The following is a 25,418-nucleotide window of genomic DNA, read 5'->3' on the forward strand; positions in this document are numbered from 1 at the left end:
AAGTAGGTAATGTCAAAGTAAGAATATGGAAGGGGTGTTGTTTATGAAACGCATTTCTCTAACTGTTTTGTCCATATGTCTGTTTGTTTTCTCGTTTTTTCTTCCTGTCAGCCAAGTCACTGCAAACGAAACTCATGGGAATAAAGTAGCTGTTGGCAAAGATGGCATGGTGGCTACAGCTCATCCGCTCGCATCAAAAGTTGGTGCTGATGTATTGAAAAAAGGTGGAAACGCAGTTGATGCTGCTGTTGCCATCCAGTACGCACTGAATGTGACAGAGCCGATGATGTCTGGAATTGGCGGCGGAGGATTTATGATGGTTTATGATGGAAAGACAAAAGAAACATCCATCATCAATAGTAGAGAGCGGGCACCACAGGGCGCAACACCTGACATGTTTTTAACTGATGAGGGAAAAGTCATCCCATTCGCTGAGCGATCCACACATGGTAATGCAGTTGGTGTTCCCGGGACAGTAAAAGGTCTTGAGGCGGCATTAGATAAGTGGGGGACTCGTTCTATGAAGGAATTGATTAAACCTTCTATTCAGCTGGCAGAGGATGGATTTGAAATTGATTCGGTCCTTGCAAAAGCCATTGATGATCATCAAGGGAAATTGAAAAAAACGGCTGCAGCGTCAATCTTTCTTCCAGATGACCAGCCGCTCAAAGAAGGAGATCTGCTTGTTCAGCCAGGTCTTGCAAAAACATTTAAACTGATTGCGAAAAAAGGAAGCAAGGCGTTTTATGAAGGTAAAGTAGCAAAGGCACTCGCAAATACGGTCCAAGATTTTGGTGGTACGATGACAACAGATGACATTGATCATTATGAAGTCAAGACTGACAAGCCAATCTGGGGAGACTATAAAGGGTACCAGCTTGCAAGTATGCCTCCGCCAAGCTCGGGCGGGGTGTTTATGCTACAAATCCTAAAAATACTTGACCACTTTAACCTATCTCAATATGACCCCAAATCGTTCGAAAAATATCAGCTGCTTGCTGAAACAATGCATCTCTCCTATGCTGACCGAGCCGCATATGCCGGCGACCCCGAATTCGTAGATGTTCCACTAAAAGGACTATTAGACGATGATTACATTTCAGAAAGAGCCTCTCTTATTCAATTAGATCAAATGATTCAAAACCCGACAGAAGGAGATCCGTGGGTGTATGAGGATGAAAAAAATCCATCTCCAATTGTCCCGCAGCCAGAAGATAAAACCATTGGTGAAACCACCCATTTTACTGTTGCAGATCAGTGGGGAAATGTTGTGTCTTTTACAACAACCATTGAACAGTTATTTGGTACAGGGATCCTTGTCCCGGAGTATGGTTTTTTCTTAAATAATGAACTCACGGATTTTGATGCAAGGCCTGGCGGCGCCAATGAAGTGCAGCCAAATAAACGTCCATTATCAAGTATGACGCCAACGATTATATTTAAAGATGGAGAGCCTGTCATGACCGTTGGATCACCTGGAGGAACAACGATTATTGCTTCTGTTTCACAGACGATCCTGAATTTGCTTGAATATGATATGGAGCTTCAGGATGCGGTGGAAGAACCAAGGATTTATACAAACAGTTTAACTTCTTACCGCTATGAAGTAGGTGTCCCTCTCGATGTGAGGACAAAGTTAAACGATATTGGACACCGTTTTGGCAGTTCGCCTATTGATATAGGAAACGTGCAAGCTCTACTAATTGATCGAAAAGCAGGGACATTTACTGGAGTAGCTGATTCAACCAGAAATGGAACCGCTGTTGGTGTCAATTTAAAGCTATCTGCAAATCAATAACATTTCCCGGGAAAAGAAGCGTCTCTTGAAGATGGCGTTTCTTTTCTGTCTAAACAAAAAGAAAAAGACACTGTTGACTCCTGTGAATAGTTTGAATATATAGACTAACATCAATCATACATAGCTGATCGGACAACCGAAGGCTCTTGGCATTTGAAGTACAGGACTGTGATGTATTTCAAATGCTAAGGGTCTTTTTTGCGTAGAAAAGGCAAGGGTGGTGTCAACATTATGTGATAACAGGGGAGCGGGATAACATGAAAAAGTGGAAATGGGTCTCGATCGTGACCACCTTATTAATCATCACGAGTACTCCATGTTCAAATGCGAATGAAGCCTCAAATGAAAAGGGGAAGATTGAGCTGTTAAGTAGTGCGAAAGCACAGATCGGTTTTGTGTTCCAGCAATATGCTCTTTTTCGAAATATGATGATAATGTTGCGTATGGTCTTAAGATGAAACCAAGAGGAGAAAGGCTGCCCAAAAAAGACATCAAAGAGCGGGTGCATGAGCTATTAGAGGTCGTTCAGTTAACGCAGAATGAGCACCGCTATTCAGAGCAGCTGTCAGGCGGACAAAAGCAGCGTGTAGCGCTGGCACACACGCACTTGCTGTCAACAATCTGGGATGCAGCACTCGCTGCATCTTTTTTTATAAAAATTTCCCTAGGAACATTGACTTATAATTTCGAATATTATAATATCTTTACAAAGGTAACAAAGATGAACATTTTTAAAAACAAGTGGTTGAGATCGCTTTATAAAAGATTCTATTCCAAAATGTTCTTTCTTTTTGTTACATTTGTTCATATTTATATCAAATGAAAGAGGTGATTGTTTGAATAACTTGTTTGAATTAGATAAGGAACTAATTGAGCTGCAGTACGATGCATCTTCGAGAGAGGAGGTGACCGCATATTTAGCAGAACGGTTAGAAGCTGGGGGTTATATTAAATCGAGCTTTCTACCAGCAGTGCTTGAAAGAGAAAAAACATATCCTACAGGCTTGCCTCTTGCGACCTTTGGAGTGGCTATTCCGCATACAGATCCTGAACATGTGAACAAACCGGCGATCAGTGTAGCGACTTTAAAGGAACCTGTCATTTTTCATAAGATGGGAAGCCGTGATGAAACAGTGCAAGCCAAAATTGTATTCGTCCTTGCAATCTCTGAACCTAGTAAGCAGCTTGTGATGTTAGAAAAGCTCATGGCGCTTTTTAGAAAAGAAGAAGTGATGAATAAACTATCTCTCATGACATCGAATGAAGAAGCTGTTGATGTCCTTCAACAAGAATTAAACCAATAGTCTTTCGCGAAAAAAATGTAAGCGCTTTATCTGAAAAATTCAGGAGGTGGATGTATGATCAAGCAAGCCGTCGATTTTATATTAGACCTTGGGCCAACTATTATGCTCCCGATTATTATGACGATTTTCGGTATGATTTTAAGGCAAGGCTTTAAGAAATCTTTCCGAGCCGGTATCACAATCGGAATTGGATTTGTCGGTGTCAACCTTGTCATTAATTTGCTCGTGAGCGGTCTTGGACCAGCAGCAAAAGCCATGGTCAATTCCCTTGGATTAAAGCTCGATATTTTGGATGTCGGCTGGCCGATTGGAGCTGCCATTTCATTTGGTACACCTGTTGCCCCTTTGATGATTCCTCTTGTGCTTTTGTTAAATGTCATCTTGTTGTCCGTTAATTTTACGAAAACACTGAATGTGGATATTTGGAATTTCTGGCATTTGATTTTCGCAGCCTCTGTTACTTACTACGCTTATCATAATATGTTCTTGGCCCTTGCCGTTGGCTTGATCGTCTCTGCAATTACGCTTAAATTAGCCGATTGGACGGCGCCAACAATTGAACACCATTTCGGATTAAAAGGCGTATCGATGGCTCATGCTGAAACGGTCAACTTCGCGCCGCTTATGTATGCGTCAAACCGCGTCATTGATAAAATCCCTGGTTTAAACAAAATTCATGCTGATCCAGAAACATTGAAGAAACGTTTTGGCATTTTTGGCGAGCCGCTTGTGATGGGTCTCATACTTGGTATCATTATTGGTCTTCTTGGCGGCTATGATGCGAAAGGCGTCATGACTCTTGGTATTCAAATGGCAGCAGTTCTTGTGTTAATGCCAAGAATGGTTGCCTTGTTAATGGAAGGACTTATTCCAATCTCTGAGGGCGCTCGTTCTTATATTCAAAAGCGTTTCCCTGGAAAAAATGTCTATATTGGCTTAGATACAGCGATTGTGATCGGTCATCCGGCGAATATGGCCGTAGCCCTTTTGATGGTGCCGATTACGATTTTGCTCGCTGTTGTTCTTCCTTACAATGGCATGCTGCCATTTGCGGATTTATCGGTTCTGCCATTTACGGTTGTATGGGCAGTAGCAGCCGCTCGTGGAAATATTATTCGCGGCCTCATTAACAGTATTTTTACATTAATGATTGTCTTCTTCATCGCAACGAATCTCGCACCACTTGCGACAACAATGGGTAAAGCAGTAGGCTTTGATTTCCCAGAAGGGGCAAACATGATTTCAGGTATTGATTTAGGTTCTCACGTCATTCCTTGGATCATGGTGAGACTTCTTGATCCGAGCAACCCTTACTTTATTGCAGCGATTGTGTGTGCACTGGCTTATGCGCTTCTATGGTACTGGGTGCGAAATGATATTAAAAAGCAGTATGCAAAAGAAATGGGCTTAGATCAGAAAGACCAATAAACAAGCTGGAGGGATTCTTATGGCAAAGAAAATATTGGTATCGTGCGGAACAGCAGTTGCAACATCAACGGTTGTTGCAAAAAAGGTAGAAGAGACGCTAAAGGAAAAAGGATACGATGTCGTGGTTGAACAGTGTAAGGCATCTGAAGTACCGCAAAAAGCGGAGGGCGCCGATTTAATTGTAACGACAACGCCTGTAAGTGATACAAAAGGAACTCCTGTGATTCAAACATTATCTTTTTTAACCGGATTTGGCATTGAAGATGATATTGAGAAAATCATTGATCATATTAAGTAAACTTTGCATGGAGGAGCTTTTGTAGCTCCTTCCATGTCACCTGAAAGGAGGGAGTCTTATGCAGCAGCATGCTTATAGCCGAACGTCTGCGGTGTTTTCTATTTTTCTTCCGGCCCTGCTCATCTGTCTGTTTTTTCTCTGGTCTCTTTATACCTTAATGTCGGCAGGACCTGAACCGTTAGCTGTGTTAGGTGTTTATACGCTACCTATTCTGATGCTTTCTAGCATCACGGGACTGAATCAGCCGACGAACGTCATCATTAGTGGAGATGAGCTGAAGATAGGTGCTTTTGGCAGATGGCACACATATGCTGTTTCCGATATCAAAGGAAAACTGTTTTTAAAGCCATATCCCCATATCGGGAAAGTATATGTCAGAGTGGGGCAGGCGCGAATATTCGGAGGACGTTACTGGATATCAAGTGAGATAAGTGAATACAAGCAGCTTGTTCAAACTTTACACGGTCTTGCGAAGTGTGATGAAAAGGAGGATGCAGCTACATGAAGTCAGCTGTCTTTTATTCTTCAGAGGACATTCGTTATGAGGAGAGGGAGCGGCCTGCGATTGGTGATGATGAAGTTCTATTAAGGATGCGTGCCTGCGGCTTATGCGGGACGGATATTTACAAAGCAACACATGAGACGGTACCTCCTGGGACGGTGCTAGGACATGAAATTGCTGGTGATATTGTCGAAACGGGCAGTCACGTGACAAATGTCCATACGGGAGACAGGGTGTACGTGGCACATCATGTCCCTTGTTTCACCTGTGACTTTTGTCAAAGAGGATTTTATACAATGTGTGCCCAGTTTTCAGCTACAAATGTAGAGCCAGGCGGTTTTTCAGAATATATCCGTGTTCCTGCTTTACATGTAAAGCACACAATGGGCAAGCTCCCGCATGGCGTCTCATATGAGCAAGGAGCCATGGTCGAACCAGTTGCCTGCTGCCTGCATGGGTTTGAACGAGCGCCTGTTCATCCTGGAGATTCTGTACTGATCCTTGGAGCGGGTCAAATTGGCTGCATTCAATTACAGCTCACCAAATATTATTTAGCTGAGAAAGTGATGATAACGGATGTGAATGAGAACCGGTTGCTTCAAGCGAGAAATTTAGGTGCAGACGTCGCTTTTCATCCAGCATCTGAGCCAGTGGAAAAACGGGTCATGAAAGAAACAGATGGAAAAGGGGCAGATCTCGTCATCATTTCTGTTGGGAGCAGTGCGCTTTTAAAAGAGGCGTTTCAAGCTGTAGCTAGAGGCGGGACGATTTTGGTATTTGCGCACTTTCCTAAAGGAGATGTCTCCATTCCGGCTGAGCGATTTTTCCATGATGAAGTCAAGGTAGTGGGGGCCTATTCTTCGCATCCGTATCATTATGATGAAGCGCTTCAGCTTCTGAAGGCGAAGGTGGTTCACACAGAGAAGATGGTGACGCATCGCTATCCTTTAAGTCAGCTGCTTCAGGCGATAGAATGCGCGAGGCACCCTGAAGGTGAGAGCGTCAAAATCATGATGTATCCAGATGAATGAGAACGTATGAGATTGAAAGAGAAAGAGAAGTTCTTTGGAAAAGGGCTTTGCCTTTCTCTTTTTTTCTGATAAAAAATGAAAACGCTTAAAAATGAAACGGAAATGCTTGACTTCAATGACACTTAAACGTATGATAATTACAAATGTAACACATAAGAACAAATGTAAAGGGGAGAGAAGAAATGCAAAAACAAATCACTTTGCCTGAACAGATTAGTCATGAGAAATTAGCAGATTTATATAAACAAATGTGGTTAGTCCGATATTTTGATGAAAAGGTCGATCAATTCTTTGCAAAAGGACTCATTCATGGAACGACTCATTTATGTGTTGGACAGGAAGCGTCAGCTGTTGGCTCTATTGCCGTGTTAAAAGATGAAGATAAGATCGTCAGCACACACCGTGGACATGGACATTGTATTGCAAAAGGTGCAGAGGTCAATAAAATGATGGCTGAACTGTTTGGACGTGAAACCGGCTATTGCAAAGGAAAAGGCGGCTCGATGCATATTGCCGACTTAGAAAAAGGGAATCTTGGAGCAAATGGCATCGTTGGCGGCGGTATCCCGCTTGCAACAGGCGCAGCGCTGACATCTAAAATGAAGCAGGAAGGCTATGTTGTCCTTTGTTTCTTCGGAGATGGTGCGACAAATGAAGGCAGCTTCCATGAAGCGTTAAACCTTGCATCTATTTGGGATTTACCTGTTGTGTTTATTTGTGAAAACAACCAATACGGCATGTCTGGACCTGTGAAAGAAATGATCAACATTGAAGACATTTCAACAAGAGCAAAGAGCTACGGGATGCCAGGAAAAACCGTCGATGGAAATGACATGGTCGAAATCATGAACACAGTAGATGAAGCGGTGAGCCGTGCAAGAGCTGGAGAAGGTCCATCACTCATTGAAATGAAAACGTATCGCTGGAAGGGCCACTCAAAGAGTGATGCGAAAAAATACCGTACACGTGAAGAAGAAACGGAATGGAGACAAAAAGACGGAATCAAACGCTTTAAGTCACTCTTAATTGATCTAAATGTTTTGACAGAGGAGCAGGCAGCAAACTTACAGGAAGAAGCGAAGAAGGAGATCGAAGCATCTGTTGAATTTGCTAAAAACAGTAAAGAACCGTCAATTGACACACTATTAGAGGATGTATACGCCTAATTAGGAGGGGAATCACGTGACAAAAACAACAGTGAGAGAGATTTCATATTTAGAAGCCGTTCGAGAGGCTATGAGTCAGGAAATGAGAGAAAACCAAGATGTCTTCATTTTAGGTGAGGATATCGGCGTATATGGAGGCGCTTTTGGGGTTACGCGCGGCATGATTGAAGAATTCGGTCCAGAGCGCGTACGCAATACGCCAATTTCAGAGGCTGCCATCGCAGGGGGCGCAGTCGGGGCTGCTTTGACAGGCATGCGTCCGATCTTAGAACTTCAATTCTCTGACTTTATCACCATCGCTATGGATCAGCTTGTCAACCAAGCGGCCAAAACACGCTACATGTTTGGCGGAAAAGGAAAGGTGCCGCTTGTTGTGAGAACACCAGCAGGCTCTGGAACAGGTGCTGCGGCTCAGCACTCACAAAGTTTAGAAGCGTGGATGGCTCATATCCCGGGATTAAAGGTGGTCCAGCCTTCAACGGCTTATGATGCAAAGGGACTTTTAAAGGCAGCAATGGATGATGACAATCCTGTTATTTTCTACGAGCATAAGCTTTTATATAAAACAATCGGTGAAGTGCCAGAAGAGCAGTATTCGATTCCTTTAGGGAAAGCGGATGTGAAAAAAAGCGGGAAGGACGTCACGATTGTAGCAACAGCTATTATGGTGCATAAAGCATTAGAAGCGGCGAAGGAATTAGAAGCAGAAGGAATCGATGTTGAAATCATTGATCCAAGAACACTCGTACCTTTAGATGAAGAAACCATTATCGAATCTGTGAAGAAAACGGGTAAATGTATCGTTGTTCATGAGGCGGTGAAACGAGGCGGATACGGCGGAGAGATTGCGAGTATGATAGCGGAAAGTGAAGCCTTCGACTACCTAGATGCTCCTATTAAACGACTTGGCGGTCTTGCGGTACCAATACCTTATAACCCAACGCTTGAAAAAGCGGTCATTCCACAAGTGCCAGATATTATTGAAGCAGCAAAAGAGCTTGTGCGCTCTTAAATAAAGGGGAGAAGATCATGCCAAAAGAGATATTTATGCCGAAGCTAAGCAGTACGATGGAGATCGGCACCTTGCTTCAATGGTTGAAAGAAGAAGGAGATTCGGTTGAAATCGGTGAGCCTCTTTTTGAAATTATGACAGACAAGATCAATATCGAGGTGGAAGCCTATGATGATGGCATTTTTCTGAAGAAATACTATGAAGCCGATGATCAAATTCCTGTTAATGCTGTCATTGGCTATATCGGAGAAGCAAATGAACAGGTGCCAAGCGAGCCGCCTGCACAAGCAGATGAAGAATCCTCGGGCAGCGGCGAATCATCAGTAGAATCTGCTTCATCCGGTTCTACTGAAGCCGAAAAGATCTCTGCTGAAAAAGTCCGTGCCACGCCTGCGGCGAGAAAAACGGCGAAAGATCACCATGTGCCGATTCACGAGGTATCTGGCACAGGACCAAAAGGGAGAATTCAAAAGCGGGATGTCGAAGCAGTCGTCCATACTGATGAGAAAGATCAGCGTGTGTCACCGCTTGCAGGAAAAGTGGCTGCTCGTGAAGGAATCGATTTAGCGGCAATTGCTGGATCTGGCGCTCACGGAAAAATCATGAAGAGTGATGTGAAAGCAGCAGCTGTACAAAATGCAGACTCTGCTCCAGTGAAAACACAAAAACTAGCTGGCATGAGAAAAGTGATCGCTGATCGCATGTCACAAAGTGCCTTTACAGCACCGCACGTTACATTAACAAGTGAAATCGATATGACAAAAGCGAAAGAAGTGCGCAAGCAGCTATTGCCGGCGATTGAAAAAGAGACAGGCTACAGATTGTCGTTTACTGAAATCATCATTCATGCAGTCAGCAATGTCCTTACGCGCCACCCGCAAATCAATATGACGTTTGAACAAAATGAGCTCCATTTCCATGAGGATGTGCACATTGGTCTAGCTGTTGCTGTGAAAGACGGCTTAATGGTTCCAGTCATTTCTCATTCGAATCAAAAAGGATTAAAACAGCTGACAAAAGAGGCAAAAGAAATTGGCCGAAACGCACGTGATCAAAAACTGCTGCCAGATCAGCTGAAAGGGTCGACATTTACCATTAGTAACTTAGGCATGTATGCCATTGATACCTTTACCCCGATTATTAATCAGCCAGAAGTGGCGATCTTAGGTGTTGGACGCATTCAAGAAAAACCTGTTGTCATAGACGGAGAAATTCAGGTGCGGTCAATGATGGGAGTCAGTTTATCGTTTGATCACCGAGTGGTAGATGGTACACCAGCGGCTGCCTTTTTAACAGATCTCAAAAAAGTGCTTGAACAACCATTTGAATTGCTAATGTAGGAGATGAATCGGATGACGAAAACGTATGATCTAACAGTCATTGGCGGAGGGCCTGGCGGGTATACTGCTGCCCTTCAAGCAGCGGAGCGCGGACGAAAGGTCGCTTTAATTGAAGAGGATTTTCTAGGTGGTACTTGTTTAAATCGAGGCTGTATCCCTTCAAAGACACTTCTCAAACATGCAGAAGTCATTGAATCAATTGAGAAGGCGAAAAGCTGGGGAATCGAAACAGGAGACTTGGTCCTTTCCTTCGATAAAATGAGAAAGCGTAAAGATGATGTCATTGAAAAGCTCAGAGGCGGAATCGCCTTTTTATTAAAGAAAGGAAAGATTGATGTATATAACGGCAGAGGCACAGCTGTTACAAAGCATCGGATTGAGATTGAAAAACAAGACGGATCAGAATCAATTGAAACGAAAGAGCTCATTATTGCGACCGGATCTTCACCTGCCATACCGCCAATTCCGGGGCTCAAAGAGATTCAATTTGATACAAGTGATACGATCTTTGACATCCCGGATATTCCTGCTTCTGTCGTCATTATTGGCGGAGGTGTCATTGGTCTTGAGCTCGCATGCATCTTCCAGAGTCTACAATCAAAAGTCACGATTATTGAAGCGGCTCCGTCCATTATTCCGCAAGAGGATGAAGAAGCATCTAAACTGCTAGAAAGAGAATTGAAGAAAAAAGGGATTCATATCGCAAAGAAAACCACTGTGGCAGAGGTGACAGAAAGCGAAGGAGTCAAAGCGATTCATGCAACAGATGATAAAGGAGAAACTCACATCTTTACGGCTGAAAGAATGCTCGTTTGTGTAGGGAGAAGACCTAATATATCAGCTGTAAGCCAGCTTGATCTTCAGCTGGATGGTCCTTTTATCAAAGTAAACGGTCAGATGCAGACAAGTGCTGAAGGTGTATATGCGGTTGGTGATGTTGCCGGCGGCTATCAGCTAGCCCATGCGGCGATGGCAGAGGCAGCCGTTGCGGTCAGCAATATATGTGGTGAGCCTGAAAAAATGAATTCCGATATCGTACCTAGATGTATTTATACATTACCAGAGGTGGCGAGTGTTGGGCTTACAGAGAAAGAGGCGAAAGCCAAAGGGCTTAACGTGCGGGCAGAACGATTCGATTTAGCCGCAAGCGGAAAAGCATTGGCGGCAGGTGTTCAAACAGGCTTTATTAAACTGGTGTACGATACAGCATATGGGGAAGTCATTGGCGCCACTATGGTTGGTCCGCACGTTACAGAGATGATATCAGAAGCTTCCTCATTTATATATTTAGAAGGGACAGCAGAAGAGATGGCTAAAATGAGTCATCCGCATCCAACCATCTCAGAAGGCTTTTATGAAGCAGCCCTTCATATCGTGAGTAAGCTGAAAAAATAAATGCCAAACAAGTGATAGGGAGGAGATGCATGTGCACGTCCAGCTTTATCAGAAAGCGGCACTTGTGACAGGTAGCACAGATGGATTTGGAGAAGCCATCTGCCTGGCTTTAGCCCGGGCAGGTGCACATGTTTTTATACACACTTTTCATGATGAATCAAAGGCAAAAACCATTAGTAAAGACATTCAAAAAATAGGCGGTCAAGCCAGTATCATCATGAATCCACTTGAGACACCGCGTGATGCGACAAACATGATGAGGCAAGTAATTGATACATGCGGCAAGCTTGATATTTTGGTCAATCAAGCAGAGCAAAAAGCGGGCACGGATCTTGCCGGCGTAAGCCCTGATAGATGGGTGGATGAAGTGGAATCGACCGTAAATACAGCTTTTCTTTCCAGTCAAGCCGCTGTATGGCACATGGTTGACCATAAGCAAGGCTGCATCATTAATATATCGTCATCAGGCAGTATAACAGGTGATGGCGGGATGTCACATGCTACATCGAATAGTATGCTGAATGCCATGACAAAAGGGTTAGCGCGAGAATTTAAAGACAAAGGCATTCGGGTGCTGGCACTATTGCCGCCTCCTCTCCATTTGCTTCCTGACACAGAGCAAATCAAGGAGACTGTGGCTCATATGACGGTGTTCTTAAGTACCTCGTATGGGGCATTTACAGATGGAGCAGCGATTATGCTTGATGGGGGTGAGAGCGCTGGCTAATCATCAAAAATCAGTTCTTATCGTTGGTGGAGCCCAAGGGATCGGGAAAGAAATTGCCGAGCGTTTTTTAAAAGAAGGGCATCGTGTTGCTGTGTCAGATATAGATGAACAGGGGCTTTCACTCTTAAAAAAACAGCATCCTCAGCTGCTGACGCTTCAAGCTGACGTTTCATCGTGGGAAAGTGTTCAGCAGTTGATGTCAGCAGCTGAAAGGGAGCTAGGCGGCATTGATCATCTTGTGTATTCAGCAGGGATGACGAAATCACTTCCTTTTTTAGAAGTTGATTTTTCGCTTTGGAAAAAGACGCTGGCTGTGAATTTATATGGTCTTTTTTATTGCATTAAAGCCTCGGCACCCTATTTATGTGAGCGGCAAGAAGGCAGTATGGTCATTATTGGATCAGGATCTGCGATGACAGGATCTGGCGGCGGTATTCAGTATTACGCGTCAAAAGCAGGTGCTTTTGGCCTGATGCGTTCGCTCGTAAAGGAATTAGGCACACATCATGTGCGCATCAATGTGATTGCACCCCGCGTCATTGAATCTCAGATGCTTGATATCCTTTATCCTACTGAGGAGGAGAAAAGGCAGCTCCAATCGCTCATTCCTATCGGGAGATTAGGAAAACCTGAGGATATCGCAGGACTCACTTTATTTCTCGCAAGTGACGAGGGAAGCTATTTGCACGGACAGATTATCCTATTAGACGGCGGGAGAACGTATCAGCCGAAATATGCCGAGGGAAAAAGAGCGGAGAGTTGATCGCTCTTTTTGTCATTTTCATAACAATTGTTCCAATTGGAAACGAATGTTTGATATACTGGTAATCATAGTATATTAAAAGGATGATGTCACATGCTGAATTGGGAAGAAAGACGACAGCTCGTCAAGGTTGCTCATCTTTATTATACAGACGGGTGGACGCAGCAGGAAATTGCAAAAAAGCTAAATGTCTCAAGGCCAGTCATTTCAAAACTTCTACAAAAAGCAAAAGATGTGGGAATCGTTGAAGTGTACATTAAAGACGAAAGCATTCATACGGTGGAACTGGAAAAGCAGCTAGAAACGACCTTTCAATTAACAGATGCTGTCGTTGTCCCAAGTGTCGGGACAATGCCTGAGATGGTCAAGCGGGCAGTCGGTCAGGCAGGAGCTTATTATCTTTCTAAAAACATGAAAGATGCTGAGAAAATCGGCATTTCTTGGGGGACCACGCTTGCTGAGCTTGTGAAAGAATATCCGTTTGAACGAAGAAACGAAGTCAAAGTCATCCCTTTAGAGGGCGGGATGGGCAGGCAGGCAGTCGACATTCATGCCAATCAGCTGGCGTATGAGCTGGCAAAGAAGATGAATGGCACGTGTTCCTATTTATATGCACCTGCGATTTTAGAAACAGAAGAATTAAAGGAACGGCTCATGGCGATGCAGGACATAGAAGCTGTGCTTGAAGAAGGCCGAAACGTGGATATTGCCCTCATCGGTATTGGAAACCCGCATAAAGGCTCTACTTTAAAAACAGTCGGTTATTTAAAAGAAGAGGATTTATCTGGTTTAAGACAATCAGGAGCTGTCGGTGATATTGGTTTTCGCTTCTTTGATGGTGAAGGTAAACCTGTCCAAGATGAACTGAACCAGAAGGTCATTGGATTATCGTTAGAACAATTAAAGAGCGTCGAAAAAGTCATTGCTGTAGTGGAAGGAACCCATAAAGCTGAAAGTATTTTAGGGGCTTTAAATGGCGGCTTCATCCAAGTGCTGGTGACAGACGAACAGACTGCGGCAGCCATTTTAAAGGAATCATCAGTCCAATAAACGGCTGGCAGTGATCGTATTGTATAAAAAGAGCAACATCAAACGAGAAAGGAGCTGTGTATCTTGAAGCAAACCGAAATGGAAGCAAACCTACATTGTACTCGGTGCCAAGAAGAGACCCTCCACAGCATCGTTTATGTGAATGATCAGATGAAAAGCGTAGAGTGTACAGAGTGTCATCAGAAGATCAGTGTGAAAGTCGACATCATGAAGGAATTTTACAAAGAAGTATACGAAAAAATTGCCACAAAGCCGAAGCGGATGACACAGGAATATAAGGCGAATCTGAATGGCTTTATCTCAAGGCTCCCAATTCGTGTTCTAAGTAAGCCATACCGGCTCATGAGATATTTAAACGAATCATACAAAGTGATCAAGCAATATAAAAAATAAAGCAGAGGCTGTTTAGCGCTCTGCTTTAGCGTGTAGTCAAACCCTCGCATTCTTTGTCAGGTCTGCGCTTCGGTGCTCACGAATGTTAAATTCGCTCCGCTCCGGTACTCGTCCTTCCTAGACTGCAAAGGTTTTCTATCACGCTAAAAAGAAGACAAAATAAAGCAGAGGCTATTTAGCGCTCTGCTTTATTTTTTGTCTTTTTCATATAATAATAAATAGGCAGTCCAGCCATTCCGATCAGCATGGAGAAAAGGCAGCTTTTCCAATCCGTGATCATCGTGCTGATTAAGACGAATAAAGAGCCAATAATCGCAATGATCGGTGTCAGCGGATAAAGTGGTACGCTATAAGCGCGCTTCATTCCGCTGTTTTGTTTTCTTAGCTTAAATACAGCGAAAAAGGCCATCACATAAAAGATATAAATCATGAAAATCGAAACCTCTGACAGCTTCTCAGGATTACTGACGATCATAAATACAATGGCGATCAAAATTTGCACAAATACAGCGACCCAAGGTGTTTGGAAGGTAGGATGTATACGTGAAATGGCTTTGGCGAAAGGAATTTGTTTTCGTTCTGCCATCGCAAAAATCACACGAGGGAATGAAAGAACCTTTCCGTTCAAACAGCCAAAGATACTAATGATGATACCAATACTAATGATTTTACCGCCAATTGGACCAAAGAGCATCGTAGCAGCAGTACTTGTCGCATTTTCACCCAGCTGGACGATTTCATTAGCTGGTAACACATGCAAAAGTGCCACATTAATAAAGAGATAACAAGCTGTGACTATTAAAATCCCGCCTGCCATCGCTCGAGGAAGCAGTTTTTCTGGATTTTTCATTTCACCGCCAAGCGCTGCAAGCAAAATCCAGCCATCATAGGCAAACAACGTAGCCAAAACCGCTGCACCGAAGTTCATCTGTGCGATACTGTCGTTGACAGCCGTGAAAATGTTTTCATTTCCTTTCCATAAGCCAAACACAATAATAGCGGCAATCGGGACAAGCTTTCCGATCGTGGTCAGTCCTTGTACAAATCCGCCGTATTTCGTTCCCATCATGTTGATCACACATAAAAATAGAACCGTAATAATGCCAATGGCTGTAGACCATAAAGTAGAAAGAGAAAATAAATTGGCTAATAATGAACCAAAATAAAGACCAAGAGCACCAATGATGGCAGGTCCGTAAATGATAATTTGCACCCAGCCGCATAAATAGCCCCAAAATTCACCGTACACTTCTTCAAGATAAGCGTACAAACCGCCGGTTCGCGGGATTTGTGTGCCAATTTCAGCGACAGTCAGTCCGCCTGCAAGGGTTAATATCCCGCCTAACAGCCAAGCAAATAATGCGATGTCAGAGCTTCCTGAATAGGAAAGGACGTTGCCTGGCTTCATAAAGACGCCGGACCCGATAATGGTCCCGATGACAAGAGATAGGGCAAAAAATAAGCCGATGTCTTGTTTTAACGCTGGTTGTTCTTTGTTCATTACACACGACCTCCTGCATCACTTTCGTACGTTACTGTGACATGTATTTTGTTCATTGTAATACGATTTTAGGAAAACAAGAATTAAAAAAATTTTCTGATTTTCGTATTTGTATTTGAAAGTGTTTGTTTATTGGAGATATTAGGGTGAATATTGTGTTAAAAGCGAACGATATAAGACTTTTTTCGTTTTTAATGTTAATTTAAATGGCGAAAACCGAACATCCAGTAAACGTGCAGCCAATGGTTGACTTTTCTTGAAAAATGACCTATTTTATTCATAAGGATATTGTCTTGAATTCGAGATATTTAGAAAAAGGAGTGAGAATCATGAAAATAAATGGGATTCACCATGTATCAGCATTAACAGCAAACGCTCAGAAAAACGTTGATTTCTACCGCCAAATCCTTGGCTTGAAACTTGTGAAGAAAACAGTCAATCAGGATGACCCTTCTATGTATCACTTGTTTTATGGAGATGAGGTCGCCTCACCAGGAACGGAGCTCACATTTTTTGAAATTCCAATGCTGGCCCGCCGTTTGGAAGGAACAAATGCCATCACACGAACAGGCCTTCTCGTTTCTTCTGAAGAAGCACTTTCATTTTGGGAAAAGCGGTTTGAAGAAAAAGGCGTGCAGCAAGAAACAGCTTCCTTAAGAGGCGGCAGACCTGCCTTGCGATTGACAGATCCAGAAGGGCAGCAACTATTTTTGACAGTAGAACCGAACGGACATGAGGCAGGTTCACCGCCAGTACATGACGATATTCCTGCAGATTTTGCGATTAGAGGTTTAGGCCCAGTAGAATTAACAGTTGCAAAAGCAGAAAAAACGATCAGCGTCTTAACGGGCATTCTTGGTTTCACAGAAAGAGCACGTGAACAATCAAGTGATGGTGAAATCGTGACCATTTTTGAGTCAGGAAATGGCGGAGCTGGAACAGAAATTCATGTGATTGAAAAAGTAGAAGGGCCATCTGAGCGTTCTGGCAGAGGAAGTGTTCATCACGTTGCCTTTCGCGCGGAGGATGCAGAGGAGCTAGAAAAATGGCATGACAAAATATCAAAAGCTGGCTTCACGAATTCTGGTGTTGTGGAACGCTTCTACTTCAAAGCTCTTTACTTTAGAGAGCCGAATGGTATTTTGTTTGAAATTTCAACAGATGGCCCTGGGTTTACAGTAGATGAAGGAGTGGATGAGCTTGGTGATCAGCTAGCACTTCCGCCATTTCTAGAGCACAAACGAGCAGAAATTGAACAACGATTAACCCCAATCCAGTCATGATCAAAAAGCAGCTCAAATTAATGGGCTGCTTTTTCGTTAGGAGCTTACTTCCTTTGATTCCGATTGCGTTAATGTGACCTGTTTTGTTTCTTCTTTTCCGTTTCGAATGAGTGTGATCTTCACCGTGTCTCCTACTTTTGCATTCGTATAAAGCTCGTGTCGTAATTCACTGCCGGTTTTTACTTTTTTGCCATTGATGGCGGTAATGACATCCTCTGATTTTAAGCCAGCTTTTGCAGCAGGTGAGCCGGCGGCGATTTCTTTGACGTACACGCCTTTATCCAGCTGACTGCTTTTGAGTCCTAGTGTTTCTTTCTGATAAACATTCGGGACTTGTTCAAGATCCAGCATGCTAATGCCGATATATGGACGCTCAATTTTTCCTTTTGCGAGAAGCTGTTCGGCGATTGGTTTGACATCATTCATTGGGAGCGCGAATCCAATTCCTTCAACACCTGTTTCAGAGATTTTCATACTCGTGATTCCCACAACCTTTCCGTCTGTTGTTAAAAGCGGTCCGCCGCTGTTGCCGGGGTTAATGGCTGTATCTGTTTGAATGACATTAATGCTGCTCTCGCCAGCTGATGTATTCATAGAGACTGTTCGATCGACACCGCTGACAATTCCTTGCGTCACGGTTCTTGATAAATCTTCACCAAGCGGGTTTCCGATCGCGATGACGGTTTCTCCAGCTCGAAGTGAAGAAGAATCGCCTAATGTCGCAACCTTCGTAACATTGCTGCTGCTAATTTCTACAACCGCTAGGTCAGTCAGCGGGTCTGCCCCGACCAGTTTTCCTTCAACGGTTTTGCCATCGTGCAAGGAGACCGTCAGTTTGTTTGCCCCTTCAATGACATGGTTGTTTGTTAATACATAGGCTTTACTGCCGGATTTTTTAAAAATAACCCCAGAGCCTGTACCGGTCTCTTTCTCTTGACTGCTTTTGTTTTGATTTTGCTGTGATTCATCAAAAGGCGTATTGAAATCGCCGAAGCCCGCTGCCGTTTGACTTTGCGTTTGGTAGTTTGTTATGCCGACAATGGCTGGTGATACATTTTCGACCATATTGGAAATGCTGCTTGATGAATTCGATGTTTGTACGGCTGTGGTTTTTGACGTATTGGCGCTTGTATCATTTGTTGATACAGCTTCTGTTTTTGTTGACGATTCATTTGCTGTACTGCTCTCTGAGTGCTGAGCGTATGGCGTGAGGACGTAGACACCTAATGCTAACGTACCGCCTACAATGCCGCTTACGAACGGCTTAAACCAGCCACTCGGCTTCTTCTTCGGTTTTTGTGGTTGTTCGATTGTTTGTAATTCATAAGAAGGTTGTTTTTCATCTTTGTGATTTGTCATTCGGATCACTCTCTTTCATCAATTTTTACATGTATGTGTTCAAGGTGTTTTACGGTATGTGGTGGATACTGACTTTATCGTAAGAAAAAAATGTGGGATAAAAATGAAAACATTGTGGGAAATTGTTAAAATAAGTAGTGAATCTAAGCAAAATAGAGGAGATTAAACTGTGGAGACAATCGGAATCATTGGATATGGAAGCATGGCTGATATGATGGTGCAAAAATGGCTGGAAAAAGGAGTGCTAGATGCCCGTCAGTTCATGATCCATACAAGAAGTGAAACGGAGCGGCTGCATCAGCTCAAAGAGAAGCACCATGATGTAAACATCTGCTCATTAGATGAACTTTCTGCGTCATGTGATGTTCTGTTTGTCTGTGTGCCGCCGCTTGCTGTACTTGACGTTCTGGATCAGCTGCACCCGGCAAAGAAAGCGATACATATTGTGTCAGTGGCAGCGGCTGTGACGTTAGATAAATTAACGCAGCATACGAATCAACCAGTATCCAGATACATCCCAACTTTGACTTCAGCCGTTGGGACGGGCGTATCGCTTGTTGCGCATGGTGTAACCGTAGGGGATGAAGAGAAAGAACGTTTGAACCGTCTGCTTTCAGCTTTTAGCATCGTCCGGGAAGTGGAGGAAGACCGGTTTGATGCGGCGAGTAATTTGACAAGCTCTTCTCCTGGTTTTATCGCTGCTATTTTTGAAGAAATGGCGAAAGCCGCTGTGAGAAATAGTGAGCTTTCCTTAGAGGAAGCATATGAATTTTTAACTTATGCGCTTTTAGGCACAGGCCAGGTGCTTGTAGAACACGGCCTCACATTCGCTGAAACGGTCAATAGGGTGGCGACAAAAGGCGGGATTACCGGAGAAGGCGCTGCGGTCATTCAAAAGCAGGCACCCCAGATGTTTGATGACTTATTTACACAAACCATGAAGAAATACGATCAGCTGAAATCGCAGGTCGACGAAGCAAACAAACACCACTAAAGACATAGTTAGTGGTGTCAGCGTGTAGACAAACCCTCGCATTCGGTGTCAGTCCTGCGTGCCGGTGCTCACGAATGTCAAATTCGCTCCGCTCCGGTACTCGTCCTTCCTAGACTTCAAGGGTTTTCTATCACGCTGAAAAGAAGACAAAGGGCTAAAATAAAGATCATTTTAGCCCTTTGTCAACAATCTGACACCACTAAAGACATAGTTAGTGGTGTTTTATTTGTTAAAAAAATCCTTAACTTGCTATTCTTTTGACCTGTAGTAGATGAGTCTAAACTCCTTATTTTTAGAAAATGTATTGAAAAATCAATCAAGTTCTCATATAATTTTTTAGAAAATTTAGAAAAATATACACAAATTTTAAGTTTAATTAAAGGAGGATGAGGATGAAGCTCTATGTATCTGTCGATATGGAGGGTATTACTGGTCTAGCTGATCATACATTTGTCGATGCCCGTCAGCACAATTATGAGCGGGGCAGAAAAATCATGACAGGTGAAGTGAATGCCTGTGTAGAGGCTCTTCTTGGGCATGGTGCAATCGATATTTTGGTCAACGACAGTCATTCTAAAATGAATAATCTCTTGATCGAAGAACTGCATGAAGAGGCAGCCCTCATATCAGGCGATGTAAAACCTTATTCAATGGTTCAAGGATTAGATCAAACCTATGATGCAGCTGTTTTTTTAGGCTACCATGCGAGGGCATCAATGAAAGGTGTGATGTCCCACAGTATGATTTTTGGTGTTAGACATTTTTACATAAATGATCATCCAATTGGTGAAATGGGCTTTAATGCGTATGTCGCAGGCTATTATGGTGTTCCGGTGATCCTTGTATGCGGAGACGATCAAGCGGCATTTGAAGCAGAAAAGCTGATGCCTGGCGTGAAAACAGTTGCAGTGAAAGAAACCATTTCAAGATCTGCTGTGAAATGCTTAACCCCAGCCAAAGTAAATAAACAAATCTCGCAGCAAGTGGAAGCTGCAATGAAACAGATTCATCAAATAAAGCCGCTGACGCCTCCTGATCAGCCACTGCTCAAGATCGAGTTTGCCAATTATGGACAAGCCGAATGGGCGAATTTAATGCCGGGTACTGCCATCATAGAAGGGACGACGACGGTGACGTATCAAGCAAAAAATATATTAGAAGCCTACCAAGCGATGCTTGTCATGACAGAGCTTGCCGCACGTACAACATTTTGTTAAGCGAGGGGGAGACAGCAGATGGCCAGCTTTTTGCTCAGGCGTTTTATTGCAATGATTGCCACGATCTTAACCATTACGACTTTAACGTTTATTTTGATGAAGGTCATTCCAGGATCGCCCTTCAATGAAGAACGAAATACAAACGAAACCGTCCAACGAAACCTCGAAAGCTACTATCACTTAGACGAACCACTTTATGTTCAATATGTCATCTATTTAAAATCCATCGTTACCTTTGATTTTGGTCCTTCCATTAAAAAGCCTTCTGAAAGCGTCAATGATCTATTGGCGAGAGGCTTCCCAGTCTCATTAGAACTTGGTCTTATCTCAATTTTGATTGCTGTCATCTCCGGCATCCTGCTAGGGGTCATGGCTGCCCTCCGGCATAATGGCTTGATTGATTATATTGCCATGACCATTGCTGTTTTCGGTATATCCATTCCAAACTTTATCTTTGCTACCTTATTAATTCAGCAGCTTGCTGTGAATTTGAAGCTCTTCCCCACAGCGATGTGGACAAGTCCGATGCATATGGTGCTTCCTACAATTGCACTGGCTGTCGGTCCAATGGCTATTATTGCCCGTTTAACGAGATCGAGCATGATTGAAGTGCTGACGCAGGACTATATTCGCACTGCCAAAGCGAAAGGACTTTCTCCTTTTAAAATTGTGTTTAAACATGCGCTTCGGAATGCACTTTTACCCGTTATCACTATTCTTGGGACACTTGTTGCAAGTATTTTAACAGGAAGTTTTGTCATTGAAAAAATATTTGCCATCCCTGGAATGGGAAAATACTTTGTCGAGAGTATTAACAACCGTGATTATCCTGTGATCATGGGCACCACTGTTTTTTACAGCATCATCTTAATCACACTTCTTTTCATTGTAGATGTGGCGTATCGTCTGCTTGATCCAAGGATTCAGCTGCATCAGAAGGGAGGAAAGGCATGAGCGTACACCTTCAGCACGATCAACCGAATCGAAACCATGAAGTGCCGGATGAGTGGTTTTCTCCTAGAGAGCAAAAGAAGACCGAAGCCCATGCCATTAAAAGACCCTCTCTTTCGTACTGGGCAGATACATGGAGACGGCTAAAGCAAAATAAGCTCGCGATGTTTAGTCTATCTGTGCTGATTTTTCTTTTTATGATGGCGGTCTTAGGTCCGCTGCTTGCCCCAAATAGTGTGACAGAGCAGCGTCTTTCGATGCAAAATCTACCGCCCTCGGCTGCTCACTGGTTTGGAACGGATGAGCTTGGACGAGATGTGTTCACGCGTACATGGTACGGAGCACGCATTTCGTTACTTGTGGGTGTGATGGCAGCACTCATTGATTTTGCCATCGGCGTCATTTATGGCGGTATTGCTGGCTATAAGGGCGGGAGATATGACCATGTCATGATGCGAATCGTCGAGGTACTCTATGGTCTTCCTTATTTACTCGTCGTCATTTTATTGATGGTGCTCATGGGGCCCGGGCTTGTCACCATTATTGTAGCGCTCACCGTCACAGGGTGGATTGGAATGGCGAGAATCGTGAGAGGTCAGGTTCTTCAGCTGAAAAGCCAGGAATATGTCCTTGCCTCGAAAACCTTTGGTGCAAAAAGCCTGCGAATCATCCGCCGGAACTTACTGCCGAATACGATGGGGCCGATTATCGTCCAGATGACTTTGACTGTGCCGACAGCGATATTTGCTGAAGCGTTCTTAAGCTTTCTCGGTTTAGGAATCCAAGCGCCGTTTGCAAGCTGGGGCGTGATGGCCAATGATGCTCTGCCGACTGTGCTGTCAGACAATGGTCACTGGTGGCGTTTGTTCTTCCCTGCATTTTTTATTTCACTGACGATGTTTTGTTTTAACAATTTAGGTGATGGCTTGCAAGATGCGCTTGATCCAAAGATGAAGAGGTGATGGCGCTTTGAAAAAAGTTCTTCAAATGATCGATCTGCATGTCAGCTTTCGGACATATGGTGGCTCGGTTCAAGCGGTACGCGGGGTGAATGTGGATGTGTATGAAAAAGAAACCCTTGCTATTGTTGGAGAATCAGGCTGCGGAAAAAGTGTAACGTCACAAAGTATCATGCGGCTTCTTCCGGCATACAGCGCTCATGTAGATCAGGGGGAAATTTGGTTTCGTGACCGTAACTTGCTTTCTTTATCTGAAAAAGAAATGCGCGCCATCCGTGGTGTCGATATCTCTATGATCTTCCAAGATCCGATGACCGCATTGAACCCGACTTTGACAATCGGTGATCAGCTGATGGAAGCAGCGAAGGAGCATCAGAAGCTGACAAAAAAAGAAGTGAAAGAAGCGGCTGTTCGTATGCTTGATTTGGTTGGCATTCCGCAGCCGAAGGAGAGACTAAAGCAATATCCACATCAGTTCAGCGGCGGAATGAGGCAACGGCTCATGATTGCAATGGCGCTGATTTGCGAGCCGAAGGTGCTGATCGCAGATGAACCGACAACCGCCCTAGATGTCACCATACAAGCGCAAATTTTAGAGCTATTTAAAGAGATTCAGAAGAAAACAGGTGTCACCATTATCTTAATCACACACGACTTAGGGGTTGTAGCTCAAGTCGCAGACCGAGTGGCTGTGATGTACGGAGGGAAAATGGTTGAGGTCGGCACAAGACGGGATATCTTTTACAGTCCGCAGCACCCGTACACAAAAGGGCTGCTGCAATCCGTTCCAAGACTTGATATGAAAGATGAACTCATTCCAATTGAAGGAAGCCCACCGGATTTATTTGCTCCACCGAAAGGCTGTCCGTATACAGAACGCTGCCCGGCAGCCATGAAAGTGTGTGATCATATCATGCCGCACGAAACGCAGCATTCACCTACACATACAGTGCATTGCTGGCTCCAGGATGAACGAGCGAAACAAACGATTTTATCTGCAACACAAAGGGGGAGTTTCTCATGAGAAAAAAAGGTTGGATCGTCAGTGTATGTTTGTTAACGATCATGCTGCTCGCAGCATGTACAGCCAATGAGCAAGCAGGCAAAGGATCGTCAAGCAATAAGGGTGAAAATAAAGTGTTAACATTAAATAATGAAAACGAACCAACATCGTTCGATCCGCCGATTGGTTTTAATAATGTATCTTGGCAAGGGCTGAATAACTTAATGGAGGGGTTAACGAGACTGAATGAAAAGCACGAACCATCTCCTGCAATGGCGGAAAAATGGGAAATTTCAGAGGACGGGAAAACGTACACATTCCATTTAAGGGATGGCGTCAAGTGGTCGAATGGTGATCCAGTCAAAGCGAGCGACTTTGAATATGCTTGGAAGCGGCTGTTAGATCCGAAAACAGGATCTTCTGCATCGTTCTTAGCATACATGATTGAAGGAGGCGAGGCATTTAACAGCGGCAAAGGAAAGAAAGAAGACGTGAAAGTCAGCGCTGTAAATGACAAAACGCTTAAAGTCCAACTTGCGTACCCGCAGAAATCTTTCTTAAATATGACAGCAAATCCTGCCTTTTTCCCTGTGAATGAGAAGGTGGCAGGGAAAGATCCAAACTGGGCAAAGGATGCCAAAACCTTTGTCGGTAATGGTCCGTTTAAGCTGACAGAGTGGAAGCATGATGAGAGTTTCACAATGGAAAAAAGTGAAACGTATTGGGACAAAAAAACGGTCAAGCTGGATCAAGTGAAATGGCTGATGATCAGTGATCGAAACACGGATTATCAAATGTATCAATCAGGAGATTTAGATACTGCTTTTGTACCAGCAGAACAAAGTGAAGACCTGCTAAAAAGTAAAGATGTACAAATTGAAGATCAGGCCGGGTTGTTTTTTTATCGTCTGAATGTGAATATGGAACCTTTTCAAAATAAGAACATTCGCAAAGCCTTTCAAATGGCGATCAACCCGCAAGATATTGTGGATTATGTGACGAAAAATGAAGAGAAGCCAGCACGCGCCTTCGTCTCGCCGGGGATTCTAGATTCAAAGGGTGAGGATTTCAGAGAAGCTGGCGGCGATCTTGTGAAAAATGATAAGAGTGAAGCCGCGAAGCTGTTAGAAAAAGGGGTGAAGGAAGAAAACTATTCGAAGCTGCCGCCCGTCACATTAACATATAGTACAAAGCCTGAGAACAAGAAAAAGGCGGAAGCCATTCAGCAGCAATTAAAAGAAGCGCTAGGTGTAGACGTGAAGCTTGCGAACATGGAAGCGAATGTGTTTGCAGAAGATCAAAAGGCGCTGAAATTCCAATTCTCGCAAAGTTCATTTTTAGCAGACTATGCAGATCCGATCAATTTTCTAGAGAGCTTTCAAACAGGGAATGCGATGAACCGGACAGGGTGGTCAAACGACACCTATGATCAGCTGATCAAAAAGGCGAGCCAAGAAGCAGATGAACAAAAGAGAAACAGCATTCTGCATGATGCGGAGGCACTTCTCATTGAAGAAGCACCGATCATTCCGATACATTTTTATAACCAAGTACATCTACAAAAAGAAGGCGTGAAGGGCATTGTCCGTCACCCTGTTGGTTATATCGATTTGAAATGGGCGCAAGTAGATGGAGAGTAAATGAAGTAAATGTGGTAAAGGGACGCTTTGAAAAAAGCGTCTCAGCGTGTAGACAAACCCTCGCATTCGGTGTCAGTCCTGCGTGCCGGTGCTCACGAATGTCAAATTCGCTCCGCTCCGGTACTCGTCCTTCCTAGACTTCAAGGGCTTTCTATCACGCTGAAAAGAAGACAAAGGGCTAAAATTAAGATCATTTTAGCCCTTTGTCAACAATCTGGGACGCTTTGAAAAAAGCGTCTGTTCCTTTATTCGTTCATGTTATGAAGAAGATGCCCATAGATTGAAAGAAAAAGAGAAAGAGGGG

Annotated in this window: 24 protein-coding genes and 1 pseudogene; 23 read left to right on the plus strand and 2 right to left on the minus strand. The window is 43.7% G+C overall.

Annotated elements, in window-relative coordinates; genetic code table 11:
- Nucleotides 1-43: 43 nt before the first annotated feature.
- The 16 genes and pseudogenes from ggt (at nucleotide 44) to ACSLGF_RS08145 (ending at nucleotide 14,207) form a co-directional block, all read left to right on the plus strand.
- Complete coding sequence (gene ggt / locus ACSLGF_RS08070) at nucleotides 44-1,798, plus strand: gamma-glutamyltransferase (RefSeq protein WP_099727510.1); 1,755 nt, start codon at nucleotides 44-46, stop codon at nucleotides 1,796-1,798.
- Between the two features lie 257 nt (nucleotides 1,799-2,055).
- Nucleotides 2,056-2,208, plus strand: a pseudogene (locus tag ACSLGF_RS08075) (sulfate transporter subunit); the annotation flags it as partial.
- Nucleotides 2,209-2,252: 44 nt separating this feature from the next.
- Nucleotides 2,253-2,621, plus strand: a complete 369-nt coding sequence (locus ACSLGF_RS08080) for a P-loop NTPase family protein (protein WP_371930226.1) — start codon at nucleotides 2,253-2,255, stop codon at nucleotides 2,619-2,621.
- A gap of 13 nt (nucleotides 2,622-2,634) precedes the next feature.
- On the plus strand, nucleotides 2,635-3,102 hold the full coding sequence (locus ACSLGF_RS08085; protein ID WP_099727509.1) for a PTS sugar transporter subunit IIA: 468 nt from the start codon (nucleotides 2,635-2,637) through the stop codon (nucleotides 3,100-3,102).
- Between the two features lie 54 nt (nucleotides 3,103-3,156).
- The gene (locus ACSLGF_RS08090; RefSeq protein ID WP_099727508.1) at nucleotides 3,157-4,530 is read left to right on the plus strand and encodes a PTS galactitol transporter subunit IIC; all 1,374 of its coding nucleotides are present in this window, start codon (nucleotides 3,157-3,159) and stop codon (nucleotides 4,528-4,530) included.
- 19 nt (nucleotides 4,531-4,549) lie between these two features.
- Nucleotides 4,550-4,828 (plus strand): PTS sugar transporter subunit IIB, encoded by a 279-nt coding sequence (locus tag ACSLGF_RS08095; protein ID WP_003212259.1) that lies wholly within the window; start codon nucleotides 4,550-4,552, stop codon nucleotides 4,826-4,828.
- Nucleotides 4,829-4,886: 58 nt separating this feature from the next.
- Nucleotides 4,887-5,333 carry a hypothetical protein gene (locus ACSLGF_RS08100; protein ID WP_099727507.1) on the plus strand — a complete coding sequence of 149 codons (447 nt, stop codon included), beginning with the start codon at nucleotides 4,887-4,889 and terminating at the stop codon, nucleotides 5,331-5,333.
- The gene (locus ACSLGF_RS08105; RefSeq protein ID WP_099727506.1) at nucleotides 5,330-6,361 is read left to right on the plus strand and encodes an alcohol dehydrogenase catalytic domain-containing protein; all 1,032 of its coding nucleotides are present in this window, start codon (nucleotides 5,330-5,332) and stop codon (nucleotides 6,359-6,361) included. The genes ACSLGF_RS08100 and ACSLGF_RS08105 overlap by 4 nt, the downstream gene beginning before the upstream one ends.
- 182 nt (nucleotides 6,362-6,543) lie before the next feature.
- The gene (gene pdhA, locus ACSLGF_RS08110; protein WP_099727505.1) at nucleotides 6,544-7,527 is read left to right on the plus strand and encodes a pyruvate dehydrogenase (acetyl-transferring) E1 component subunit alpha; all 984 of its coding nucleotides are present in this window, start codon (nucleotides 6,544-6,546) and stop codon (nucleotides 7,525-7,527) included.
- Nucleotides 7,528-7,558: 31 nt separating this feature from the next.
- Nucleotides 7,559-8,539, plus strand: coding sequence for an alpha-ketoacid dehydrogenase subunit beta (locus ACSLGF_RS08115; RefSeq protein ID WP_099727521.1), 981 nt, complete (start codon nucleotides 7,559-7,561; stop codon nucleotides 8,537-8,539).
- 17 nt (nucleotides 8,540-8,556) lie between these two features.
- The gene (locus ACSLGF_RS08120) at nucleotides 8,557-9,879 is read left to right on the plus strand and encodes a dihydrolipoamide acetyltransferase family protein (RefSeq protein WP_256499490.1); all 1,323 of its coding nucleotides are present in this window, start codon (nucleotides 8,557-8,559) and stop codon (nucleotides 9,877-9,879) included.
- Nucleotides 9,880-9,891: 12 nt separating this feature from the next.
- Complete coding sequence (gene lpdA, locus ACSLGF_RS08125; RefSeq protein ID WP_456004163.1) at nucleotides 9,892-11,274, plus strand: dihydrolipoyl dehydrogenase; 1,383 nt, start codon at nucleotides 9,892-9,894, stop codon at nucleotides 11,272-11,274.
- 25 nt (nucleotides 11,275-11,299) lie between these two features.
- On the plus strand, nucleotides 11,300-12,001 hold the full coding sequence (locus tag ACSLGF_RS08130) for an SDR family NAD(P)-dependent oxidoreductase (RefSeq protein ID WP_456004166.1): 702 nt from the start codon (nucleotides 11,300-11,302) through the stop codon (nucleotides 11,999-12,001).
- Nucleotides 11,979-12,764, plus strand: a complete 786-nt coding sequence (locus tag ACSLGF_RS08135) for an SDR family NAD(P)-dependent oxidoreductase (protein ID WP_456004476.1) — start codon at nucleotides 11,979-11,981, stop codon at nucleotides 12,762-12,764. Before ACSLGF_RS08130 ends, ACSLGF_RS08135 begins: the two co-directional genes overlap by 23 nt.
- A 93-nt stretch (nucleotides 12,765-12,857) precedes the next feature.
- On the plus strand, nucleotides 12,858-13,814 hold the full coding sequence (locus ACSLGF_RS08140; RefSeq protein ID WP_456004168.1) for a sugar-binding transcriptional regulator: 957 nt from the start codon (nucleotides 12,858-12,860) through the stop codon (nucleotides 13,812-13,814).
- 63 nt (nucleotides 13,815-13,877) lie between these two features.
- A complete protein-coding gene (locus ACSLGF_RS08145; protein ID WP_456004171.1) occupies nucleotides 13,878-14,207 on the plus strand; it encodes a bh protein in 330 nt (109 codons plus the stop codon).
- A 175-nt stretch (nucleotides 14,208-14,382) separates the two neighbouring features.
- Here ACSLGF_RS08145 and ACSLGF_RS08150 read toward each other — a convergent pair whose 3' ends face one another.
- Nucleotides 14,383-15,708, minus strand: a complete 1,326-nt coding sequence (locus tag ACSLGF_RS08150) for an APC family permease (RefSeq protein WP_456004174.1) — start codon at nucleotides 15,706-15,708, stop codon at nucleotides 14,383-14,385.
- A 329-nt stretch (nucleotides 15,709-16,037) separates the two neighbouring features.
- Here ACSLGF_RS08150 and ACSLGF_RS08155 point away from each other — a divergent pair, with 329 nt between their 5' ends.
- Nucleotides 16,038-16,991: a ring-cleaving dioxygenase gene (locus ACSLGF_RS08155; RefSeq protein ID WP_456004177.1), complete on the plus strand. Its 954-nt coding sequence runs from the start codon at nucleotides 16,038-16,040 to the stop codon at nucleotides 16,989-16,991.
- A 36-nt stretch (nucleotides 16,992-17,027) separates the two neighbouring features.
- On the opposite strand, the gene ACSLGF_RS08160 is transcribed toward ACSLGF_RS08155, so the two are convergent.
- Nucleotides 17,028-18,350: a S1C family serine protease gene (locus ACSLGF_RS08160; RefSeq protein WP_456004180.1), complete on the minus strand. Its 1,323-nt coding sequence runs from the start codon at nucleotides 18,348-18,350 to the stop codon at nucleotides 17,028-17,030.
- Between the two features lie 169 nt (nucleotides 18,351-18,519).
- Between ACSLGF_RS08160 and proG the strand changes: the two genes are divergently transcribed.
- From proG to ACSLGF_RS08190, 6 genes are all read left to right on the plus strand, one after another.
- Nucleotides 18,520-19,344: a pyrroline-5-carboxylate reductase ProG gene (gene proG / locus ACSLGF_RS08165; protein WP_456004183.1), complete on the plus strand. Its 825-nt coding sequence runs from the start codon at nucleotides 18,520-18,522 to the stop codon at nucleotides 19,342-19,344.
- A 392-nt stretch (nucleotides 19,345-19,736) separates the two neighbouring features.
- A complete protein-coding gene (locus ACSLGF_RS08170; RefSeq protein ID WP_456004186.1) occupies nucleotides 19,737-20,561 on the plus strand; it encodes a M55 family metallopeptidase in 825 nt (274 codons plus the stop codon).
- Between the two features lie 18 nt (nucleotides 20,562-20,579).
- On the plus strand, nucleotides 20,580-21,515 hold the full coding sequence (locus ACSLGF_RS08175; protein WP_456004189.1) for an ABC transporter permease: 936 nt from the start codon (nucleotides 20,580-20,582) through the stop codon (nucleotides 21,513-21,515).
- Nucleotides 21,512-22,474 (plus strand): ABC transporter permease, encoded by a 963-nt coding sequence (locus ACSLGF_RS08180; protein ID WP_456004192.1) that lies wholly within the window; start codon nucleotides 21,512-21,514, stop codon nucleotides 22,472-22,474. Before ACSLGF_RS08175 ends, ACSLGF_RS08180 begins: the two co-directional genes overlap by 4 nt.
- A gap of 7 nt (nucleotides 22,475-22,481) precedes the next feature.
- Nucleotides 22,482-23,495 carry an ABC transporter ATP-binding protein gene (locus ACSLGF_RS08185; RefSeq protein ID WP_456004195.1) on the plus strand — a complete coding sequence of 338 codons (1,014 nt, stop codon included), beginning with the start codon at nucleotides 22,482-22,484 and terminating at the stop codon, nucleotides 23,493-23,495.
- Entirely contained in the window at nucleotides 23,492-25,114 is a 1,623-nt protein-coding gene (locus tag ACSLGF_RS08190; protein WP_456004198.1) for a peptide ABC transporter substrate-binding protein, read from the plus strand. The genes ACSLGF_RS08185 and ACSLGF_RS08190 overlap by 4 nt, the downstream gene beginning before the upstream one ends.
- The last annotated feature ends 304 nt before the right edge of the window (nucleotides 25,115-25,418 follow it).

The organism is Bacillus sp. A015 (assembly GCF_053851875.1).

Bases quoted from the DNA above. Each gene is read 5' to 3' on its own strand.
- ACSLGF_RS08090 (WP_099727508.1), top strand. From the start codon at position 3,157: ATGATCAAGCAAGCCGTCGATTTTATATTAGACCTTGGGCCAACTATT.
- ACSLGF_RS08180 (WP_456004192.1), top strand. From the start codon at position 21,512: ATGAGCGTACACCTTCAGCACGATCAACCGAATCGAAACCATGAAGTG.
- ACSLGF_RS08135 (WP_456004476.1), top strand. From the start codon at position 11,979: ATGGGGGTGAGAGCGCTGGCTAATCATCAAAAATCAGTTCTTATCGTT.
- ACSLGF_RS08105 (WP_099727506.1), top strand. From the start codon at position 5,330: ATGAAGTCAGCTGTCTTTTATTCTTCAGAGGACATTCGTTATGAGGAG.
- ACSLGF_RS08100 (WP_099727507.1), top strand. From the start codon at position 4,887: ATGCAGCAGCATGCTTATAGCCGAACGTCTGCGGTGTTTTCTATTTTT.
- ACSLGF_RS08130 (WP_456004166.1), top strand. From the start codon at position 11,300: ATGCATGTGCACGTCCAGCTTTATCAGAAAGCGGCACTTGTGACAGGT.
- ggt (WP_099727510.1), top strand. From the start codon at position 44: ATGAAACGCATTTCTCTAACTGTTTTGTCCATATGTCTGTTTGTTTTC.
- lpdA (WP_456004163.1), top strand. From the start codon at position 9,892: ATGACGAAAACGTATGATCTAACAGTCATTGGCGGAGGGCCTGGCGGG.
- ACSLGF_RS08080 (WP_371930226.1), top strand. From the start codon at position 2,253: ATGAAACCAAGAGGAGAAAGGCTGCCCAAAAAAGACATCAAAGAGCGG.
- ACSLGF_RS08150 (WP_456004174.1), bottom strand. From the start codon at position 15,708: ATGAACAAAGAACAACCAGCGTTAAAACAAGACATCGGCTTATTTTTT.
- ACSLGF_RS08160 (WP_456004180.1), bottom strand. From the start codon at position 18,350: ATGACAAATCACAAAGATGAAAAACAACCTTCTTATGAATTACAAACA.
- ACSLGF_RS08120 (WP_256499490.1), top strand. From the start codon at position 8,557: ATGCCAAAAGAGATATTTATGCCGAAGCTAAGCAGTACGATGGAGATC.
- ACSLGF_RS08190 (WP_456004198.1), top strand. From the start codon at position 23,492: ATGAGAAAAAAAGGTTGGATCGTCAGTGTATGTTTGTTAACGATCATG.
- ACSLGF_RS08155 (WP_456004177.1), top strand. From the start codon at position 16,038: ATGAAAATAAATGGGATTCACCATGTATCAGCATTAACAGCAAACGCT.
- ACSLGF_RS08175 (WP_456004189.1), top strand. From the start codon at position 20,580: ATGGCCAGCTTTTTGCTCAGGCGTTTTATTGCAATGATTGCCACGATC.
- pdhA (WP_099727505.1), top strand. From the start codon at position 6,544: ATGCAAAAACAAATCACTTTGCCTGAACAGATTAGTCATGAGAAATTA.
- ACSLGF_RS08140 (WP_456004168.1), top strand. From the start codon at position 12,858: ATGCTGAATTGGGAAGAAAGACGACAGCTCGTCAAGGTTGCTCATCTT.
- ACSLGF_RS08095 (WP_003212259.1), top strand. From the start codon at position 4,550: ATGGCAAAGAAAATATTGGTATCGTGCGGAACAGCAGTTGCAACATCA.
- ACSLGF_RS08170 (WP_456004186.1), top strand. From the start codon at position 19,737: ATGAAGCTCTATGTATCTGTCGATATGGAGGGTATTACTGGTCTAGCT.